General features: G+C 61.4%; 22 protein-coding genes. 12 read left to right on the plus strand and 10 right to left on the minus strand.

Annotated elements, in window-relative coordinates:
• The first annotated feature begins 4 nt into the window (after positions 1 to 4).
• The 5 genes from J7557_RS00485 to J7557_RS00505 are packed head-to-tail and all read left to right on the plus strand — an operon-like array spanning position 5 to position 3,991.
• Positions 5 to 1,285 (plus strand): TRAP transporter large permease, encoded by a 1,281-nt coding sequence (locus J7557_RS00485; protein WP_291416272.1) that lies wholly within the window; start codon positions 5 to 7, stop codon positions 1,283 to 1,285.
• A 6-nt stretch (positions 1,286 to 1,291) separates the two neighbouring features.
• Positions 1,292 to 2,032, plus strand: coding sequence for a FadR/GntR family transcriptional regulator (locus J7557_RS00490; protein ID WP_291416274.1), 741 nt, complete (start codon positions 1,292 to 1,294; stop codon positions 2,030 to 2,032).
• Between the two features lie 33 nt (positions 2,033 to 2,065).
• Entirely contained in the window at positions 2,066 to 2,890 is an 825-nt protein-coding gene (gene kduI, locus J7557_RS00495; RefSeq protein WP_291416276.1) for a 5-dehydro-4-deoxy-D-glucuronate isomerase, read from the plus strand.
• Positions 2,890 to 3,651 (plus strand): 2-dehydro-3-deoxy-D-gluconate 5-dehydrogenase KduD, encoded by a 762-nt coding sequence (kduD, locus tag J7557_RS00500; protein ID WP_291416278.1) that lies wholly within the window; start codon positions 2,890 to 2,892, stop codon positions 3,649 to 3,651. The genes kduI and kduD overlap by 1 nt, the downstream gene beginning before the upstream one ends.
• A gap of 4 nt (positions 3,652 to 3,655) precedes the next feature.
• Positions 3,656 to 3,991 (plus strand): cupin domain-containing protein, encoded by a 336-nt coding sequence (locus J7557_RS00505; RefSeq protein WP_291416280.1) that lies wholly within the window; start codon positions 3,656 to 3,658, stop codon positions 3,989 to 3,991.
• Positions 3,992 to 4,089: 98 nt separating this feature from the next.
• On the opposite strand, the gene J7557_RS00510 is transcribed toward J7557_RS00505, so the two are convergent.
• Positions 4,090 to 4,710 carry a hypothetical protein gene (locus J7557_RS00510; RefSeq protein ID WP_291416282.1) on the minus strand — a complete coding sequence of 207 codons (621 nt, stop codon included), beginning with the start codon at positions 4,708 to 4,710 and terminating at the stop codon, positions 4,090 to 4,092.
• A gap of 91 nt (positions 4,711 to 4,801) precedes the next feature.
• Here J7557_RS00510 and J7557_RS00515 point away from each other — a divergent pair, with 91 nt between their 5' ends.
• From J7557_RS00515 to J7557_RS00530, 4 genes are all read left to right on the plus strand, one after another.
• Entirely contained in the window at positions 4,802 to 5,419 is a 618-nt protein-coding gene (locus J7557_RS00515) for a trimeric intracellular cation channel family protein (protein WP_291416284.1), read from the plus strand.
• Positions 5,416 to 5,763: a DUF4326 domain-containing protein gene (locus J7557_RS00520; RefSeq protein WP_291416286.1), complete on the plus strand. Its 348-nt coding sequence runs from the start codon at positions 5,416 to 5,418 to the stop codon at positions 5,761 to 5,763. Before J7557_RS00515 ends, J7557_RS00520 begins: the two co-directional genes overlap by 4 nt.
• A gap of 58 nt (positions 5,764 to 5,821) precedes the next feature.
• Complete coding sequence (gene uxuA / locus J7557_RS00525; RefSeq protein WP_291416288.1) at positions 5,822 to 7,033, plus strand: mannonate dehydratase; 1,212 nt, start codon at positions 5,822 to 5,824, stop codon at positions 7,031 to 7,033.
• A gap of 69 nt (positions 7,034 to 7,102) precedes the next feature.
• On the plus strand, positions 7,103 to 7,561 hold the full coding sequence (locus J7557_RS00530) for a response regulator (protein WP_291416289.1): 459 nt from the start codon (positions 7,103 to 7,105) through the stop codon (positions 7,559 to 7,561).
• On the opposite strand, the gene J7557_RS00535 is transcribed toward J7557_RS00530, so the two are convergent.
• The 6 genes from J7557_RS00535 to J7557_RS00560 form a co-directional block, all read right to left on the minus strand.
• Entirely contained in the window at positions 7,543 to 8,685 is a 1,143-nt protein-coding gene (locus tag J7557_RS00535; RefSeq protein WP_291416291.1) for a succinylglutamate desuccinylase/aspartoacylase family protein, read from the minus strand. The two genes, J7557_RS00530 and J7557_RS00535, sit on opposite strands and share 19 nt — an antisense overlap.
• Positions 8,686 to 8,696: 11 nt before the next feature.
• Positions 8,697 to 8,984, minus strand: coding sequence for an MTH1187 family thiamine-binding protein (locus J7557_RS00540; RefSeq protein ID WP_291416293.1), 288 nt, complete (start codon positions 8,982 to 8,984; stop codon positions 8,697 to 8,699).
• A gap of 12 nt (positions 8,985 to 8,996) precedes the next feature.
• Complete coding sequence (locus J7557_RS00545) at positions 8,997 to 9,731, minus strand: ABC transporter permease (RefSeq protein WP_291416295.1); 735 nt, start codon at positions 9,729 to 9,731, stop codon at positions 8,997 to 8,999.
• The gene (locus J7557_RS00550; protein WP_291416297.1) at positions 9,731 to 10,543 is read right to left on the minus strand and encodes an ABC transporter permease subunit; all 813 of its coding nucleotides are present in this window, start codon (positions 10,541 to 10,543) and stop codon (positions 9,731 to 9,733) included. Before J7557_RS00550 ends, J7557_RS00545 begins: the two co-directional genes overlap by 1 nt.
• Before the next feature lie 60 nt (positions 10,544 to 10,603).
• Positions 10,604 to 11,356 carry a transporter substrate-binding domain-containing protein gene (locus J7557_RS00555; protein WP_291416299.1) on the minus strand — a complete coding sequence of 251 codons (753 nt, stop codon included), beginning with the start codon at positions 11,354 to 11,356 and terminating at the stop codon, positions 10,604 to 10,606.
• A gap of 62 nt (positions 11,357 to 11,418) precedes the next feature.
• On the minus strand, positions 11,419 to 12,216 hold the full coding sequence (locus tag J7557_RS00560; protein WP_291416301.1) for an amino acid ABC transporter ATP-binding protein: 798 nt from the start codon (positions 12,214 to 12,216) through the stop codon (positions 11,419 to 11,421).
• Positions 12,217 to 12,410: 194 nt separating this feature from the next.
• On the opposite strand from J7557_RS00560, the gene J7557_RS00565 reads away from it, so the two are divergent.
• The gene (locus tag J7557_RS00565; RefSeq protein WP_291416303.1) at positions 12,411 to 13,205 is read left to right on the plus strand and encodes a YdcF family protein; all 795 of its coding nucleotides are present in this window, start codon (positions 12,411 to 12,413) and stop codon (positions 13,203 to 13,205) included.
• A gap of 48 nt (positions 13,206 to 13,253) precedes the next feature.
• On the opposite strand, the gene J7557_RS00570 is transcribed toward J7557_RS00565, so the two are convergent.
• Both J7557_RS00570 and J7557_RS00575 read right to left on the minus strand, forming a co-directional pair.
• Positions 13,254 to 13,418, minus strand: coding sequence for a DUF1328 domain-containing protein (locus J7557_RS00570; RefSeq protein ID WP_035084044.1), 165 nt, complete (start codon positions 13,416 to 13,418; stop codon positions 13,254 to 13,256).
• 114 nt (positions 13,419 to 13,532) lie between these two features.
• A complete protein-coding gene (locus J7557_RS00575; protein ID WP_291416307.1) occupies positions 13,533 to 14,327 on the minus strand; it encodes a response regulator in 795 nt (264 codons plus the stop codon).
• Positions 14,328 to 14,507: 180 nt separating this feature from the next.
• On the opposite strand from J7557_RS00575, the gene J7557_RS00580 reads away from it, so the two are divergent.
• Entirely contained in the window at positions 14,508 to 14,684 is a 177-nt protein-coding gene (locus tag J7557_RS00580) for a NepR family anti-sigma factor (protein WP_244446322.1), read from the plus strand.
• A gap of 4 nt (positions 14,685 to 14,688) precedes the next feature.
• Entirely contained in the window at positions 14,689 to 15,243 is a 555-nt protein-coding gene (locus tag J7557_RS00585) for an RNA polymerase sigma factor (RefSeq protein ID WP_035084038.1), read from the plus strand.
• Here J7557_RS00585 and J7557_RS00590 read toward each other — a convergent pair.
• Positions 15,231 to 15,599, minus strand: coding sequence for a hypothetical protein (locus J7557_RS00590; RefSeq protein ID WP_291416312.1), 369 nt, complete (start codon positions 15,597 to 15,599; stop codon positions 15,231 to 15,233). The genes J7557_RS00585 and J7557_RS00590 overlap by 13 nt on opposite strands.
• Between the last annotated feature and the right edge of the window lie 3 nt (positions 15,600 to 15,602).

Below are 15,602 nucleotides of genomic sequence, written 5' to 3' on the forward strand. Positions count from 1 at the left end.
CATCATGGAATACTGGATTCTTTTCGGCGTTTTCACGCTGCTCATGCTGGTCGGCACGCCCATCGCCTTTTGCCTCGGCATCGCCAGCTTTGCCACGGTTCTCTATATCGGCCGCCCGGCCATCGTGGTGTTCCAGCAGCTTAATTCAGGCGTTTCGGCATTTACGTTGATGGCCATTCCCTTCTTCATCTTTGCCGGGGACCTGATGATGCGCGGGGGCATCGCCGCCCGCATCATCCAGTTCGCCGGTTCGCTCATTGGCCATGTGCGCGGCGGGTTGGGCCAGGTCAATGTGGCCGCCTCGACCCTTTTTGGCGGTATCTCCGGCTCGGCCGTGGCAGAGGCTGCGGCGGTTGGCGGGATCATGATCCCGCAGATGAAAGCGCGCGGATATGGCGCCGACTATGCAGTCAACGTCACCTCCATGGCGGCGCTGATCGCGCTGCTGCTGCCACCCAGCCACAATATGATCATTTATTCGCTCTCGGGCGGCGGGCGCATCTCGATTGCCGACCTTTTTACGGCGGGCATCATTCCGGGCCTGCTGCTGGCGGCAGCGCTGATGATCACAGCCTATTTCGTCGCCGTGAAACGCGGCTATCCCACCGAGCCGTTTCCTGGTTTCGGCAAGGCGTTTCAGTACTTCCTGATCTCCATACCCGGCCTCATGCTGATCGGCATCATTTTCGGCGGCGTGCGGTCCGGTATTTTCACGGCGACTGAAAGCTCATGCATCGCGGTGCTTTATGCCTTCCTCGTGACGCTTGTCGTCTACCGTTCGATGGGTTGGTGCGAGTTCGTGCATTGTGTGACGGGGGCGGTTCGAACCACTTCGATGGTGCTGTTCATCATCGGTGCCGCTGCGTCCTTCGGATGGCTGATGGCCTATCTCAAGGTGGCGCCGATCCTGACGGAGGCGATCTCGCAGTTGACCACCGACCCATTGATGGTCTTGCTGCTGATCAATGTCATGCTGCTGCTCTTGGGCACATTCATGGATATGGGGCCGCTGATCGTCATTACCACGCCGATCTTCCTGCCCATGGTTTCGGCCTTTGGCGTCGATCCCGTGCATTTTGGCGTGATCATGATCCTCAACCTCGGTATCGGCCTCAATACGCCGCCGCTGGGTCCGGTGCAGTTCGTTGCGGCGGCGGTGGCCAAGATATCGGTCTGGGACGCCATGAAGAGTGTGTGGCCGTTCTACGGGGCCGGTCTCGTCGTACTAGGGCTCGTCACCTATATTCCCGCGCTCTCACTCTGGCTGCCGAGCCTCTTCCGGTAACGCATCATGTCACTCGTCGATATCCCCATCCCGGCCCGGAAACCGAAACTCGCTGAAATGGTTGTCGATGCGCTGCGCAAGCGCATCGGGGCTGGCGAGTTCGGGCCGGGCGAAAAACTCCCCACGGAAAGCCAGCTTACCGTGCATTTCGGAGTGAGCCGGACCGTTGTGCGCGAGGCCATTGCGGCCCTGGCCGCCGATGGCACGGTGCAGCCGCGGCAGGGGGCGGGGGTGTTCGTGATGGCGAATGCCGCCAGCGCTTTCACCGCGATCGGCGGGGAGACTTCCAACAAGATTTCGGTGGCGCTCAACGTGCTCGAAGTGCGCATGGGCATCGAGATCGAATCCGCTGGTTTGGCGGCGATGCGGCGCAGCACCAGTCAGGATGCGGCCATCCATGAGGCCTGGAACGAATTTGGGCGCTTGCTGAAGCAGGGCAATCCGACGGGCAAGACGGACTTTGCCTTCCACCGGGCGGTCGCCGCGGCAACCAACAATCCCTTCTATATCGAAGTGCTGGATGCGCTGGGGAGCCGGACCATTCCCTGCGATGTCGCTTCGCCCTGGGGCACGGAGAGCGTGCTGACCTATGACTATCAGGCAGGCCTCCACGAAGAGCACAAGCGTATCATGCTGGCCATCTCTAGCCAGAATGCCGATGGCGCGCGGGAGGCGATGCGCGAGCATCTCTCGCGTAGCCAGGATCGATACCGCGCCCGTCTCGCCGAGCAGAGCGGCGAACACTGAATTGCCAACTCCAATATATTTGCCGGAGAAACCATGAGCACCGAATTCGATATCCGTTTTGCCATCGATCCCGCCGGGGCTGCCGGCATGGGCACGGCGGAGCTGCGCGAGAATTTTCTGATCGATGATCTCTTTGCCGATGGCGCGGTGCGCTGGACCTATACGCATTATGACCGGATGGCGGTTGGCGGCGCGGTGCCGGGCGGTGGTGAACTGGTGCTCGAGGCGATCAAGCCGACGGGCACGGCTAATTTTCTTGATCGTCGCGAACTGATTGCCGTCAATATCGGTGAGGCCGGCACGATTTCGGTTGATGGGACCCCGCATGCTGTCGGGCCGCGCGACATGCTCTATGTTGGGATGGGGTCAAAGGACGTGCGGTTTTCGGGCGCTGGCGCGAAATTCTATCTGCTGAGCGCTCCGGCCCATGCATCGCATCCGACGACGCTGCTGCAGCAATCGGGCGCGAAGCGGCTCGATATGGGCAGCGCCGAAACGGCAAACGAACGGTCGATCTTCCAGTACACGAACAGCCTCAAGAGCTGTCAGCTTGTGGTCGGCCTGACCCAGTTCGCTCCCGGTTCCGTGTGGAACACGATGCCGGCGCACGTGCATGACCGGCGCATGGAGGCCTATCTCTATTTCGACCTCAAGCCCGACGCGTTCGTCGTGCACCTTATGGGCGAGCCGGATGAGACGAGGCATATGATCGTCCGCAACGAGCAGGCCATTCTGTCGCCGCCGTGGTCGATCCACGCGGGCGCTGGTACGGGGTCATATACATTCATCTGGGCGATGGCCGGGGACAATATCGACTATACGGACGCCGAGAAGGTGGCGATGGAGGATCTGCGCTGATGGATCTCGGCGCATTCAGTCTTTCGGGCAAGACCGTGATGGTCACCGGCGCCAATACGGGCATCGGGCAGGGCATTGCTCTGTCCATTGGCCGGGCCGGTGGGCGGGTGATTGGGGTTGGTCGCTCGTCGATGGAAGAAACCGCTTCGCTGATGGCGGGGCAGGGTGCCGACTTTGCCGAGGTGCGGGCCGATCTTGGCTCGACCAAGGAGGCTCAGGCCATGTTCGACGCTGCATGGCAGCAGCATGGTCCTATAGATGGCCTCGTCAACAATGCCGGGATCATCAAGCGCGTCGATGCGGTGGATTTCACCGAGGCCGATTGGGATCAGGTGATGGACATCAATCTCAAGACGATGTTCTTCCTGGCGCAATCGCTGGGCCGCAAGGCCATTGCAGCCAACCGGCCGGCGCGGATCGTCAACATCGCTTCGATGCTGAGCTTTCAGGGCGGCATTCGCGTCGCAAGCTACACGGCGTCGAAGAGCGGCGTGCTCGGTATCACGCGGCTCCTCGCCAATGAGTGGGCGGCCAAGGGTATCAATGTGAACGTCATTGCGCCCGGGTACATCGAAACCAACAATACCGAGGCGCTGCGCAACGATCCTGATCGATCGGCGTCCATTCTCGGGCGCATTCCGGCAGGGCGCTGGGGCGTGCCGTCCGACATTGGCGATGCGGCTGTGTTTCTGCTCGCTCCCGCATCCAACTACATGCATGGCGCCGTCATCCCCGTTGATGGCGGCTGGCTCGCAAGGTGATTTCATGACTGAACAGAAGTTTTTCGCTCAAGCCGACGAAACCGAATGGACCGAACTGGCACCGGGCAATACGCGCCGCGTGCTGATCTACACCCCGGAGGTGATGCAGGTCGAATTCGGTTTCGAGAAGGGTGCCGTCGGTGCGCTCCATAGCCATCCGCATATCCAGGTGAGCTATGTCGCCGAGGGCAGCTTTGAGGTGACAATCGACGGCAAGACGCAGGTCGTGGGGCAGGGCGGCAGCTTTATCGTGCCGTCGGGTCTGGTCCACGGCGTCGTGGCGTTGGAAAAGGGCCGGTTGGTCGACGTGTTCACGCCGCACCGGGCGGATTTTTTGTAAGGGCTGTCCTTTCCTCGGTGTCATCTCCGCGAAAGCGGGGATCTTCGTTTTGAAACGGGGATTCCCGCTTTCGCGGGAATGACACGGTGGCTGGGGGTTCAGCTCAACTCCCGTAGCATCGCCTCGTAGGCCTCATCGTGCCGGCCGGCCCAATTGGGTTTGCCTGGCTCGGTGAGGCGACCGCGGCGGGGAGGTATAAAACTGTAGATGCCGCGCTCCGGCTCTTCCCGCCATTGCAGGTTGAAGGCGGCATACTTGGGGAAGAATTCCATATCGGAATAGGGCAGGTGATCGTGTACCCACCAGGCCATGGCTTCCCAGTCGCCGGTTCGCTCATAGTAGGGGATGAAGCGATTGACGATCACGCAGGCGGTAGCGCCCATGCGGCCCTTGGCATCGCGGCGATCCCAGATGTGGCCGGCAAAATTGCTGTCATTGCTGCCGCAATTGAGCTTGTTGATATTGCCGAAGTGATTGACCTCGGGCGAGCGGTAGGACGAGCGGACCGAGAGGCGGCCGAACTTTTCCTGCAGCGGTTCGAGCAGCTCTTCGCAGAGGCGTTTCCCCGCCGCTATTGCGAGATCGGGATCTTCGGGAATGTTCTGAAAACCGTTGATGACGGCGATCTCGGAATACAAAAAGTCGCGCATGAAGAAATTTTCGGAAAGGCGGACGCGGCCGAAGGTTTCGAGGGCACGGACGGTTTTCGGCTGGCGCATGGGACAAATCCTTCTCGGGTCTGGACGGCCAGTGGTGCTTCTGTAACGTGGCGACGACAACCCGGTTTCGACCTGCCGCCAGGATTCTTGCATGCTCACCATGATGTTTTACGTCGCGATCACAGCCGACGCGATGTCGGCGGCCCTCGCAGCCGGGCGACGCAACATGGACTGGTTCGGCGTCTGCCTCATCGCCTGCATCACGGCATTGGGTGGGGGCACGGCGCGCGATGTGTTTCTCGACCACTATCCGCTTTATTGGGTGCACAACCCCTATATTCTGGTGCTCTGCTGCTGCGCGGCGCTGCTCACCATAGCCACGGCGCGGGTGGTCCATCGGCTGCGCTGGCCATTCCTGCTGCTCGATGCGCTGGGCCTCGTGGTCTTCACGATCATCGGCTGCAATATTGCCATGGAAACGATGGAGCACCCGATCATCGTCATCGTGGCGGGCATGGTGACAGGGATCGTCGGCGGCATCATGCGCGACGTCTTGTGCCAGGACGTGCCGCTCGTCTTTCATGGCGAGCTCTATGCGACCGTCTCGATCGTGACAGGCATTGTGTATTTTCTCGGCAATAAGGCCGGCCTGCCTTCAGACTTGGTGGTGCTGATGGCCTTGGGTGTCGGCCTGCCGCTGCGCGTGCTGTCCATCATGTTCAAGTGGGAAATGCCGAAATTCGTCTTCGACCGGGAGATGCGGAAATGAGGCCGGTTCGGATCGTTCTGTCGCGGCGGGCGGGTTTCGATCTGCAAGCCATTTCCAAGGCAATCAATGGGCTGCCCGCCCACTCGGTGGCGCGGCCGGGACCTTGGGGAAATCCCTTCACCATCGATGCCGTGGCGGAAGAAACCGGCCTCGATCGGGCGGCGGCGCAAGTCGAGGCGGTAGCGCGGCATGGCCGGTGGATGCGGGGCGAGATCGAGGCGGATCGGCCGCGGCCATCGCGCGAAAAGATCCGTGCTGAACTTGCGGGCAAGAACCTTGCCTGCTGGTGCCGCGAGGGGACGCCTTGCCATGTGGAAACCCTCATAAAGCTGGCAAACGACTAGGGTTTTGGTGCGCGAAATGTGCTAGTGCTGATCTACCATACAAGAATGGAGTTTAGACTTGCGACAGACCTGGCGGTGGTTCGGCCCCAAGGACCTTTGCAGCATTGATGACATTACGCAGGTCGGTGCCGCCGGCGTCGTGAGTGCACTGCATCATGTGCCCAACGGCGTTGTCTGGACGCCGGAGGAGATCGCCAAGCGCTACAAAGAAATCGCCACGCGCAAGGACGGCACGCCGTCGGGTCTCACCTGGGACGTGGTGGAAAGCCTGCCGGTGAGCGAGGACATCAAGAAGCAGAAGGGCAATTGGCGCGAGCACATTGCCAATTACAAGATTTCCATGCGCAACCTCGCCGATAGCGGCATGGAAGTGATCTGCTACAATTTCATGCCGGTGCTCGATTGGACGCGCACCGATCTGCGCTGGACCGTGCCAAATGGCGGTTCGTGCATGCGCTTCGATATCAATGATTTCGCGGCTTTTGACATCTACATCCTGAAGCGCCCTGGCGCGGCGGCGGACTATACCAATGCCATTGCCGACGAGGCCGGGCGGCGGGTTGCGGCGATGAGCGAGGACGAGAAGAAGACGCTCGGCCGCAATGTGACGATGGGTCTGCCGGGCTCGACGGAATCCATGTCGCTCGAGGACGTGCAGGCGCATCTCGACGAATATGGCGCTATCAGCCGCGACCAGTTGCGGAAGCACTTTGTGCACTTCCTCGAAGAGGTGGTGCCGGAGGCAGAGAAGCTGGGCCTGCGGCTCTGCTGCCACCCCGATGATCCGCCGTTTGCACTGCTCGGGCTGCCGCGCATCATGTCGACGGAAGAGGACTACAAGTACATTCTCGATGCCGTCGAGAGCCCCAGCAATGGCATGACGCTCTGCTCGGGTTCGCTCGGCGCGCGGCCGGACAATGACCTGCCGGGGATGATGGAGCGCTTCGGGCCCAAGGTGCATTTCCTGCACCTGCGCAATGTGAAGCGCGACAATGACGATATCGTCGGCTCGTTCTTCGAGGCGGAGCATCTGGGTGGGGATACCGACATGGTGGCCCTGATTGCGGCGATCGTTCGCGAGGAGCGCCGGCGCAAGGCCGAGGGTCGCAAGGACGCAATCATCCCGATGCGTCCTGACCATGGGCAGGACATTCTCGACGATCTCGGGCGCCGGGCGCAGCCGGGCTATCCCACGATCGGCCGGATGAAGGGTCTTGCCGAATTGCGGGGGGTAATGACCGCTCTCGAGCATGGATCGGTTGGATTGTAGCAATCGGGTTCACGGCTCGTGAACGGGCCTCCGCCCACACTCGCCCGACGATTCGAGAAGGTGTGTGGGATGGGTGTTCGAGCAGCGATGCAGCGGGCGGTGACGTCGTTGCGGTCCGACCGGACCGGCAAGAGCTTGCCGACCGAAGCAAGCGATCCCATGCGTATTCTGGTCGTCAATGACGACCAGAACGTCCTTGATGTGGCTGAAAGGCTGCTGATCGGGGATGGCCATGTGCCTATCCTGACCGGCGCGCCGCAGGCTGCGCTGCAAATTGCGCGGTCCATGCGGCCGGGCGCGATTTTTCTCGACGTCCTGATGCCGGGTTTTGACGGCTGGGATCTGCTGGCAGCGCTCAAGGCGGACCCGGAGACCAGCGACATTCCGGTGCTGATGATCTGCATGCTGGGCGAGCGCCGCAAGGCGCTCGTGGCCGGAGCGGCAGGCGTTATTGCCAAGCCGCTCGATGCCGCAGGGGTGCGGGCCGCGATGGCCCGCCTTGCTGCCCGTCAGTCTTCGAGCAGGTAGCCCCCGGCGCGGCTGGGCAGAATGTCCTTGCCCACGATCTTGACGACGGCGGAACCGGCGACAGCGAACTTTGCCGAGGCGCGGGAGAGGATGAAGCCGCTGGTGCCGGCGTGGATTGGCGTGCGGGCGACAAAGGCTTCGGGACCATCCATGGCGATGAGGTCGGCGACGACGTCGCCGGCTTTCACTTCCTGACCCAGCTCGACGCGATAGGCGAGAAGGCCGGGTTTTGAGGTGCGCAGCACTTCGGTTGCTTCGAACGGTGTCGGACCAGGGGCCGACGTGACGGGCGCGGAAGGCGGCAGGTTGATCAGTCCGCGGCCGGCAAAGAAGTCGAAAAGACCCTGCGCGTCGAGCTTGCCCAGCGCATCGTGGGTGTCGGCCTGGCCACGATATTCGAGCGTGGCGGCTTCGCAGGCCATGGGAATGGCGGCGCCGGGATTGGCGCGCTGGGCCTTGCGGAAGAGATTGGGTAGGACCTCATCGAAAGAGCCGCCGCCGCTGTCTTCGGCGGTGAGGGTGGCGGCGACGCCCATGCGGTCGGCAAGGTCCTGCAGGCCCGGCATCAGGTCGGGTGAGGTGAAGATGTGCATGAGGCTTTCGTCGTCGCAATGGAGGTCGAGGACGATGTCGGCATCATGCGCGGATTTGAGGATGTGCAAGCGCAGCTTCTGTCCGGCGGTGACCGGGCTTTGGGCGTCGATCCAAGCGCCGACGGCGGCACGGATGGTTGCGACATTGGCCTTGGCGTCGGCACCGAGCTTGCCTTTTACGCTTTCGGCGATGGCCGGGTAGAGGTCGGGCCAGCGGCGGTTGAAATTGACGCCGGTTTCGAGGTCGTAGCGACCGATATGGCGGCGCAGCACGCGGGTGGCGAGACCCAGCGGATTGACCGAGGGGAAGAGCACGAAGCGGGCGCGCAGTTTTCCGGCGGCATCGGCGTCGCGCAGCGTGGGCAGGAGGTGGTGGATGGCCATGGTGCCGGGCTGTTCGTCGGCATGGAGAGCGGCCTGCAGGTGGACCTTGGTTTCCGCAGTATCTGGACCGATGGTGTACCAATAGAGCCGCGTGGTCTGGCCGGGGGCGTCGCCGGGAAGGTCGAGGTGGTGCTGGGCAAAGGTCATATGCGGATAACTCAGGCGAGACGGGCGAGCTTGTCGGCCATGGTCTGCGGTTTGTCGGTACGGGTCGAGAAATGCATAGTGCAGAAAATGCGCTCAACGCCAAGTTCGTGGAGGCGCTGGCAGCAGGCTTCGACTGCAGCGCTGACCTCGCTCATTTCGCCTTCGATATTGGTACCATTAGCGTGCATTTCATGGGTGAGGCCGGTGCCCGCCAGAATGTCGCGGACTTCCCTGATATAGGCGGAGACCGATGGCCCCATGCCCATGGGGACGATGCAGAGGTCGGCAATGATCTTCATGATCGCTCCTTGTCAGCGCATCCATTTGGGCCGGAAGCGCATGCGCGGTGGCGCCGGCATGTGGCGCATCAGGCGCTGATAGACGAGGCCGAAGAGGAAGAAAACCACCAGCGACACGGCGAGGAAATAGAGCGCTGCCACAGAGAAGTGCAGGAAGGCGTTGTAGTCGCGTTCGAACAGGGTTTTTGCCGTGATCATCAGGTCGGCCTGGGCTCCGACGACGGGCAGGGCGAAATAGACGATGGCCGTTGCGTGGAAGAGGAAGACCACTTCATTGGTATAGGCGGGCCAGGCGAGGCGGATGAGATTGGGCCAGACCACGCGGCGGAACTGCTGGCTGCGGGACATGCCATAAGCGCGGGCGGCTTCGACCTCGCCACGCGGCACGGCGCGCAGGGCGCCGTAGAAGATTTCGCCGGTATAGGCGGCAGTGTTCAGAACCAGCACCAGCGGCCCCATGAAGAGCGGGTGGAGCACGAAGCCGGAAATCCCGAGTGGCTTCCACACCGCGATATTGAGCGACAGCGCCAGGGAATAGAACATGAAGAACTGGATGAAGAGCGGCGAGCCGCGGAAGGCGTAGATGTATCCGCGGGTGAGGCGGTTGATGATCGGGTTGGGCGAGGCCTTGCCGAGGGCGAGGAAGACGGCCAGCACGAAGCCGATGGGGATCGAGGCCGCGGCAAAGTAGATGTTGAAGAGGACCGCCTGGGACATCAGGGCGAGATCGTTGAGGAAGGCCTGCATCAGACGCGCGCCTCGCTCAGAATGCCCTTGCCGGCCCGGCGCATGATTGCCTCGAAGGCGCGCTCGGAGAGCCAGGTGACGAGGATGTAGAAGACGAAGAGCACAAGGTAGTAGCGCCAGCGCCAATCCTCATGGACGAGGCCGACAGCGGGCAGGAAGTTGGGAGCGCCGAGGCGGTCGGCCCAGAGGACGATATCGGCGATCTGCAGCAGCGAGAGCAGGGAGGTTGCCTTGACGATCAGCATCCAGACATTGGAGAGGCCGGGCAGGGCATAGACCCACATCTGGCGGATCTGGATGCGCCAGAGCACCTGGCCGGGCGACATGCCGAAGGCGCGCGCGGCTTCAAGCTGACCATTGGGCACGGAGCGCAGGGCGCCGTGAATGACATTGGTGGCGAAGGCGCCATAGACGAGGCCGAGCGAAACGCTGGCAAGGATCAGATATTCGGTGGTGCCGAGGAACCAGTTGGCTTCCTTGCAGGGGGGCCAGGCTGCCGTCTGGGCAGCGATGGCTTCCGGCGAGCAAATCTGGCTGGCGACCAGCCACTCGACGCCCTGCTCGAAGGCGAGCGGAAAGAAGAGGAAGAAAAGCACGTCGGGCACGCCGCGGACGATGGACGAATAGAACGTGCCGATGAGGCGCAGCGGGAGAAAACGCGAATTCTTGAGGGTCGCGCCGAGGAGGCCGAAGACGACGGCCAGCGCACCGCCCATCAGGGCGGCGAAAATGGTGAACTGGAAGCTGGCATACCAGGTCAGATGCTTGCCGTTGGTCAGATAGCTGAACCAATAGGCGATGTCGTCGGTCATGTGGCTTGCACCAGTTCGGGAGGCGGGCGAGGGGCAGTTGGCTCCTCGCCCGGAAAAGCCTTATTCGGCGAAGTAGGGGCCGCGGCCTTCGAACCACTTGGCGATCAGCTCGTCGACGGTGCCGTCTGCCTTGAGGGCGGTCAGGGTTTCGTCGAGCTTGGCCTTGAGTTCGGTATCTTCCTTGCGCAGACCACCGCCGACGCCGTTGCCGATCAGGATGTCTTCGCCGACGAAGGCGATGGTGCCACCGGAGGCGGCAACGACGGGTTCGAGATAGGCGCCGTCAGCGAGGATGGTGTCGAGATTGCCGGCGGCGAGGTCAGCCATGGCCTGGTCGGCGGTGGCGAAGGTCACGACGGTATTGCCCGAAGCGTAGTTCTCTTCGGCATAGGCAGCCTGGATGGTGCCGCCCTGGACGCCAACGCGCTTGCCGGAGAGAGCGGCAAAGTCGATCTCGGTGCCGGCCATGGCAACGAACTTGGAGGGATCGGGCGGAAAATAGTTCTGGGTGAAGTCGATGGTTTCGAGGCGTTCGTCGGTGATCGACATGCCGGCCATGATCAGGTCGTAGTTGCCGGCGAGCAGGTTCGGGATGATGGAATCCCAATCGTTGATCAGCCATTCGCAGGTGAGGCCGGCCTTTTCGCAGATGGCATTGCCGAGGTCGATTTCGAAGCCGGCAGGCTTGCCGCTGTCATCGAGGAAGTTCCACGGCGCATAGGCGCCTTCGGTAGCGATGCGGATGGATTCCTGTGCCATGGCCGAACCGCCGAGGGCGAGTGCGGCGACCGCTGCCAGCATAATCTTCTTCATGTTGTCTCCGTTGCGTTTGACGTCGCATGTCTGCCCGGTTTGGCCGGGTCTGGATGGAGCCGCTAGCTGTGGCTGGCGGCGTTGAGGAACTGTTTGAGGCGGGCCGATTTGGTGGCGCCGAACACTTCGTCCGGCGTGCCTTCTTCCTCGATCTGGCCATGGTGGAGGAAAATCACCTTGTCCGAGACCGAGCGGGCGAATTCCATGTCATGGGTCACCAGCACCATGGAGCGGCCTTCGTCTGCCAGAACCTTGATGACGCGCAGGACTTCCACTTCAAGCTCGGGATCGAGAGCCGAGGTCGGCTCGTCGAAGAGCATGACGCGCGGATTGATGCAAAGGGCGCGGGCAATGGCGGCGCGCTGCTGCTGGCCACCGGAAAGCTGGGAGGGATAGGCGTCGGTCTTGGAGCCGATGCCGACCTTGTCGAGCATGGCGCGGGCTTCGGCCTCAACCTCGGCACGCTGGCGCCCCTGCACGACAAGCGGGGCTTCCATGACGTTTTCGAGAATCGTCATATGCGCCCAGAGATTGAACGACTGGAACACCATGCCGAGTTCGGAGCGGATGCGGCGGATCTGGGCTTCGTCGGCAATGTGCCGGTTCTGGCCGGTGCCGCGCAGCTTGATCGGTTCGCCGTCGATCAGCACGTCGCCGCCATCAGGCACTTCGAGCATGTTGATGCAGCGCAAAAGTGTCGATTTGCCGGAGCCGGACGAGCCGATGAGCGAAATAACTTCGCCTTCACGGGCCGAAAAGGAAATGCCTCTGAGGACCTCCAACGCGCCGAAGGACTTGTGCAAGTCCCGTAACTCTACAACCGGCGATGTCCCCGCCCGTGCGGGCCTAGCTTCGTGCATGCTCACCATGTCGCCCGGGATCGGGCGTTCCTGAACGGCAATTGCCTTTTTTTGAGGCTGGCAATTTTGACCGCCTCCAACAAAAGCAAATGGTGGGCATAAGGCAAGGGGAAAAAGCGATAGTGCCCAGCGCACTTGGCCTTGCGAGCGAATGCGGGCACAAGGCGGGGGTCGAAGCTAACGGGAAAACGCGCATGTTCTTTCTCGCGTCCAAAGTCTTCTGGTTGCTGGCCCAGCCCCTCAGTGTGGTCTTCCTGCTGATGCTGATCGCCATAGCGACACTTTTTTGGGGACGGCGGCGGCTGGCGGCGGCGGCACTTGTCCTTGGCCTGCTGATCCACGGAATAGTGAGCTTCTCCAATCTGGGCTATCTGATCATGCAGCCCCTGGAGGACCGCTTTGCCGTCCCGGCGCCGCCGCCCGAGAATGTCGATGCCATCATCATGCTGGGTGGCGCGACGCTGGAACGGCCGAGTTCCGCCCGGCAGATCACGGAACTCAACGATGCAGGCGATCGGCTGACGACGACGCTTTGGCTTGCCAAGAAGTATCCGGCTGCGAAGATCTTCATCAGTGGTGGCAGTGGAGCCCTGACGGATGAAGGAGAGGCGGAGGCAACGACGGCGGAACGTTTCTTTCTCGCCTTCGGAATTTCTCGGGATCGGCTGGTGCTTGAGGGAGCGTCGCGCAATACCGACGAGAATGTTGCCAATACCAAGGCGTTGCTGGGGGCGAACGCGGATGGAACGATCCTTCTCGTCACATCGGCATTTCACATGCCGCGGTCGGTCGGGATTTTCGAGAAAACAGGGCTGTCGGTCATCCCCTGGCCAACCGACTACCGTACGCCCGGCCAGCAGAGCTTCGGTTTTGACATCGCCAACCCCGTGCAGAACGTGAATGTCACCACGGCAGGGATCAAGGAGTGGGTTGGACTGCTGATCTACAACTGGACCGGCAAGACGAGCGACCTCTTCCCCGGACCATGAAAAAAGGCGGCCAGCTGGCCGCCTTTTTTCGTTCGTGCCTCTAAATCCTTAGGTCCGGCGGAAGAGGCCAATGACCAGCGACACCACGAGGAATGCCAGGAACAGGAAGAACAGAATCTGCGCGATGCCGGCAGAAGCGCCGGCAATACCGCCGAAGCCGAGCACGCCGGCGATCAGGGCGATGACGAGAAAGACGAGGGCATAATAGAGCATGGGTGCCTCCATGAGTTGTCTTGTCGAATAAACGTTGAACGACTTGGCAAGTTCCTGAAGGCAACAAAAAAGCCGGCAGAGCCGGCTTTTGAGTTTGCATGGGAGGATGGAGGATTACGCCGCAGCGCGGGAGCCATCTTCGAAGAACAGCGCCTGGCTGATCAGCGCCTTCACCATATCGGGATTGAAAGGCTTCGTCACGAGGAAGGTGGGTTCGGGACGTTCGCCCGTCAGGAGGCGTTCGGGGAACGCGGTGATGAAGATCACCGGCACCGAATGGGTGTTGAGGATATCATTGACCGCATCGATGCCCGAGCTGCCATCGGCGAGCTGGATGTCGGCCAGGATCATGCGCGGGTTGGTCTGGTTGAACAGCTTGATCGCCTCGGCATGGGTGCGGGCGATGCTGACTACCTTGTGGCCGAGGCTTTCCACCATCTGCTCGATATCCATGGCGATCAGCGGTTCGTCTTCGATGATCATGATTTCGGTCGCCACCTGACGCGAAATCTCATTCGAAGCCTCCTCAAGGAAGCTTGCGAACTCTGTGTCGCTGACATCAAGCACTTCGGCTGCCTGTGCATGGGTAAAGCCCTCGACAGCGACAAGCAGGAAGGCCTGGCGGGGGCGGGGCGACAGGTTGGCCAGGTTTCGCGCCGCGCGCTGCTCCCAGGCGAAGCTGGACGTAGGAGCCGGAATGTCGACGGAAGACGAGGTAAACAGCGCCGAGAAGAGCTTGTACAATGCAATCCGATCGCTAGACGCCTCCGGGAAGAGGGAAATGTCTGAGATCAGTGCTTCCAGCGTGGCTGCGACATAGGCGTCGCCAGACGTCTGCGACCCTGTAACCGCCCGGGAAAAACGCCGGAGGTAAGGCAGGTGCGGCGCGATCCGCGTGGACAATGACATATAGGAACTCCAGTGACGCTTAAGATCGTGACTTCACGAGTTGAGTAAATCGCCGCGCAAAAGAAAAGTTCCGTGGCCTTGGAACTATTTTTGACGAACGGAATTTCTGATCGGTAGCGGCAAGCCCCGGGAAGCTAGAGTTAGGGTATGACGAAAGATAATTTTGCGAGCCAACAGCGCATGCGGCTTCAGCCGGATGACGGACTGGGTCCAACTTCGGATATTGGTTCGCGGTTGCGGGCTCTGTATGGAGCCGTGCAAGAGGAGGGGGTTCCAGACCAACTCCTCGACCTATTGGAGAAGCTCGATAATGCCGAGCGGGCCCAGACCAAGCAGACATCGCAGGGCGGAGACTGATCGCATGGCGACCGAGACCCCCTCGTTCAAGCGAGAAATGCTGTCCACACTTCCGAGCCTGCGCGCTTTTGCCGTCTCCTTGACGGGTAAGCACGACAAGGCCGATGACCTCGTGCAGGACACTGTGATGAAGGCCTGGGCAAAGCAGTCCAGCTTTGAAATGGGCACCAATATCAAGGCCTGGCTCTTCACTATCCTCCGCAACGAATTCTACAGCCAGATGCGAAAGCGCGGCCGGGAAGTGCAGGATAGCGACGGTGCTTTCACCGAACGCCTTTCCGTGCATCCATCCCAATATGGCGCGATGGATCTGGAGGATTTCAAGAAAGCCCTGGCGGAGCTGCCGGACGACCAGCGCGAAGCCATCATTCTCATCGGTGCCTCGGGCTTTTCCTATGAAGAAGCCGCCGAGATTTGCGATTGCGCCGTGGGAACGATGAAGAGCCGCGTCAGCCGCGCACGATCGCGCCTGCAGGACATGCTCAAGGTGAGCGGAGAATCCGACTATGGTCCGGATGCTCTGTCGACGCAGGTTACGACGACCAATCACTCCTTCTGAGTCTCAAAAAGCTGGGCGATCACGGCGAGTGTGCGCTCGGAAGGCGCGGGTTTGAGCAGGATCGGGGTTCCCGTAAAGTTCAGGTGCTGCTGAAGATCGACATCTGCAGTCAGTCCGATCACGGGAACGCCCTTGCGCTGCAATTCGCCGACAAGCGCGATGTGCTCTGGCAGTTCCCGTTCGACTTCGACGATGGCGAGGGCACAGTTGGCCCAATCCTCGGCAAGCTCCCGGGCGTGACCCGGGTTCTGGGCGATGACGACCTTTCCGGGATCCAGTGGGTCCAGGGTATTTTGCAGATCAAGGGCAATGAGGTATTGAGCCTCGACGATCAGCACCGTGCGGCCAGAAAGCATAAC

Source organism: Devosia sp. (assembly GCF_017744655.1).
GTDB lineage: Bacteria > Pseudomonadota > Alphaproteobacteria > Rhizobiales > Devosiaceae > Devosia.

Bases quoted from the DNA above. Each gene is read 5' to 3' on its own strand.
- J7557_RS00545 (WP_291416295.1), bottom strand. From the start codon at position 9,731: ATGCAGGCCTTCCTCAACGATCTCGCCCTGATGTCCCAGGCGGTCCTC.
- J7557_RS00515 (WP_291416284.1), top strand. From the start codon at position 4,802: ATGCTCACCATGATGTTTTACGTCGCGATCACAGCCGACGCGATGTCG.
- J7557_RS00580 (WP_244446322.1), top strand. From the start codon at position 14,508: ATGCGGCTTCAGCCGGATGACGGACTGGGTCCAACTTCGGATATTGGT.
- J7557_RS00520 (WP_291416286.1), top strand. From the start codon at position 5,416: ATGAGGCCGGTTCGGATCGTTCTGTCGCGGCGGGCGGGTTTCGATCTG.
- J7557_RS00540 (WP_291416293.1), bottom strand. From the start codon at position 8,984: ATGAAGATCATTGCCGACCTCTGCATCGTCCCCATGGGCATGGGGCCA.
- kduD (WP_291416278.1), top strand. From the start codon at position 2,890: ATGGATCTCGGCGCATTCAGTCTTTCGGGCAAGACCGTGATGGTCACC.
- J7557_RS00550 (WP_291416297.1), bottom strand. From the start codon at position 10,543: ATGACCGACGACATCGCCTATTGGTTCAGCTATCTGACCAACGGCAAG.
- J7557_RS00530 (WP_291416289.1), top strand. From the start codon at position 7,103: ATGGGTGTTCGAGCAGCGATGCAGCGGGCGGTGACGTCGTTGCGGTCC.
- J7557_RS00585 (WP_035084038.1), top strand. From the start codon at position 14,689: ATGGCGACCGAGACCCCCTCGTTCAAGCGAGAAATGCTGTCCACACTT.
- kduI (WP_291416276.1), top strand. From the start codon at position 2,066: ATGAGCACCGAATTCGATATCCGTTTTGCCATCGATCCCGCCGGGGCT.
- J7557_RS00555 (WP_291416299.1), bottom strand. From the start codon at position 11,356: ATGAAGAAGATTATGCTGGCAGCGGTCGCCGCACTCGCCCTCGGCGGT.
- J7557_RS00535 (WP_291416291.1), bottom strand. From the start codon at position 8,685: ATGACCTTTGCCCAGCACCACCTCGACCTTCCCGGCGACGCCCCCGGC.
- J7557_RS00560 (WP_291416301.1), bottom strand. From the start codon at position 12,216: ATGCACGAAGCTAGGCCCGCACGGGCGGGGACATCGCCGGTTGTAGAG.
- J7557_RS00570 (WP_035084044.1), bottom strand. From the start codon at position 13,418: ATGCTCTATTATGCCCTCGTCTTTCTCGTCATCGCCCTGATCGCCGGC.
- J7557_RS00510 (WP_291416282.1), bottom strand. From the start codon at position 4,710: ATGCGCCAGCCGAAAACCGTCCGTGCCCTCGAAACCTTCGGCCGCGTC.
- J7557_RS00565 (WP_291416303.1), top strand. From the start codon at position 12,411: ATGTTCTTTCTCGCGTCCAAAGTCTTCTGGTTGCTGGCCCAGCCCCTC.
- J7557_RS00490 (WP_291416274.1), top strand. From the start codon at position 1,292: ATGTCACTCGTCGATATCCCCATCCCGGCCCGGAAACCGAAACTCGCT.
- J7557_RS00590 (WP_291416312.1), bottom strand. From the start codon at position 15,599: ATGCTTTCTGGCCGCACGGTGCTGATCGTCGAGGCTCAATACCTCATT.
- J7557_RS00575 (WP_291416307.1), bottom strand. From the start codon at position 14,327: ATGTCATTGTCCACGCGGATCGCGCCGCACCTGCCTTACCTCCGGCGT.
- J7557_RS00505 (WP_291416280.1), top strand. From the start codon at position 3,656: ATGACTGAACAGAAGTTTTTCGCTCAAGCCGACGAAACCGAATGGACC.
- J7557_RS00485 (WP_291416272.1), top strand. From the start codon at position 5: ATGGAATACTGGATTCTTTTCGGCGTTTTCACGCTGCTCATGCTGGTC.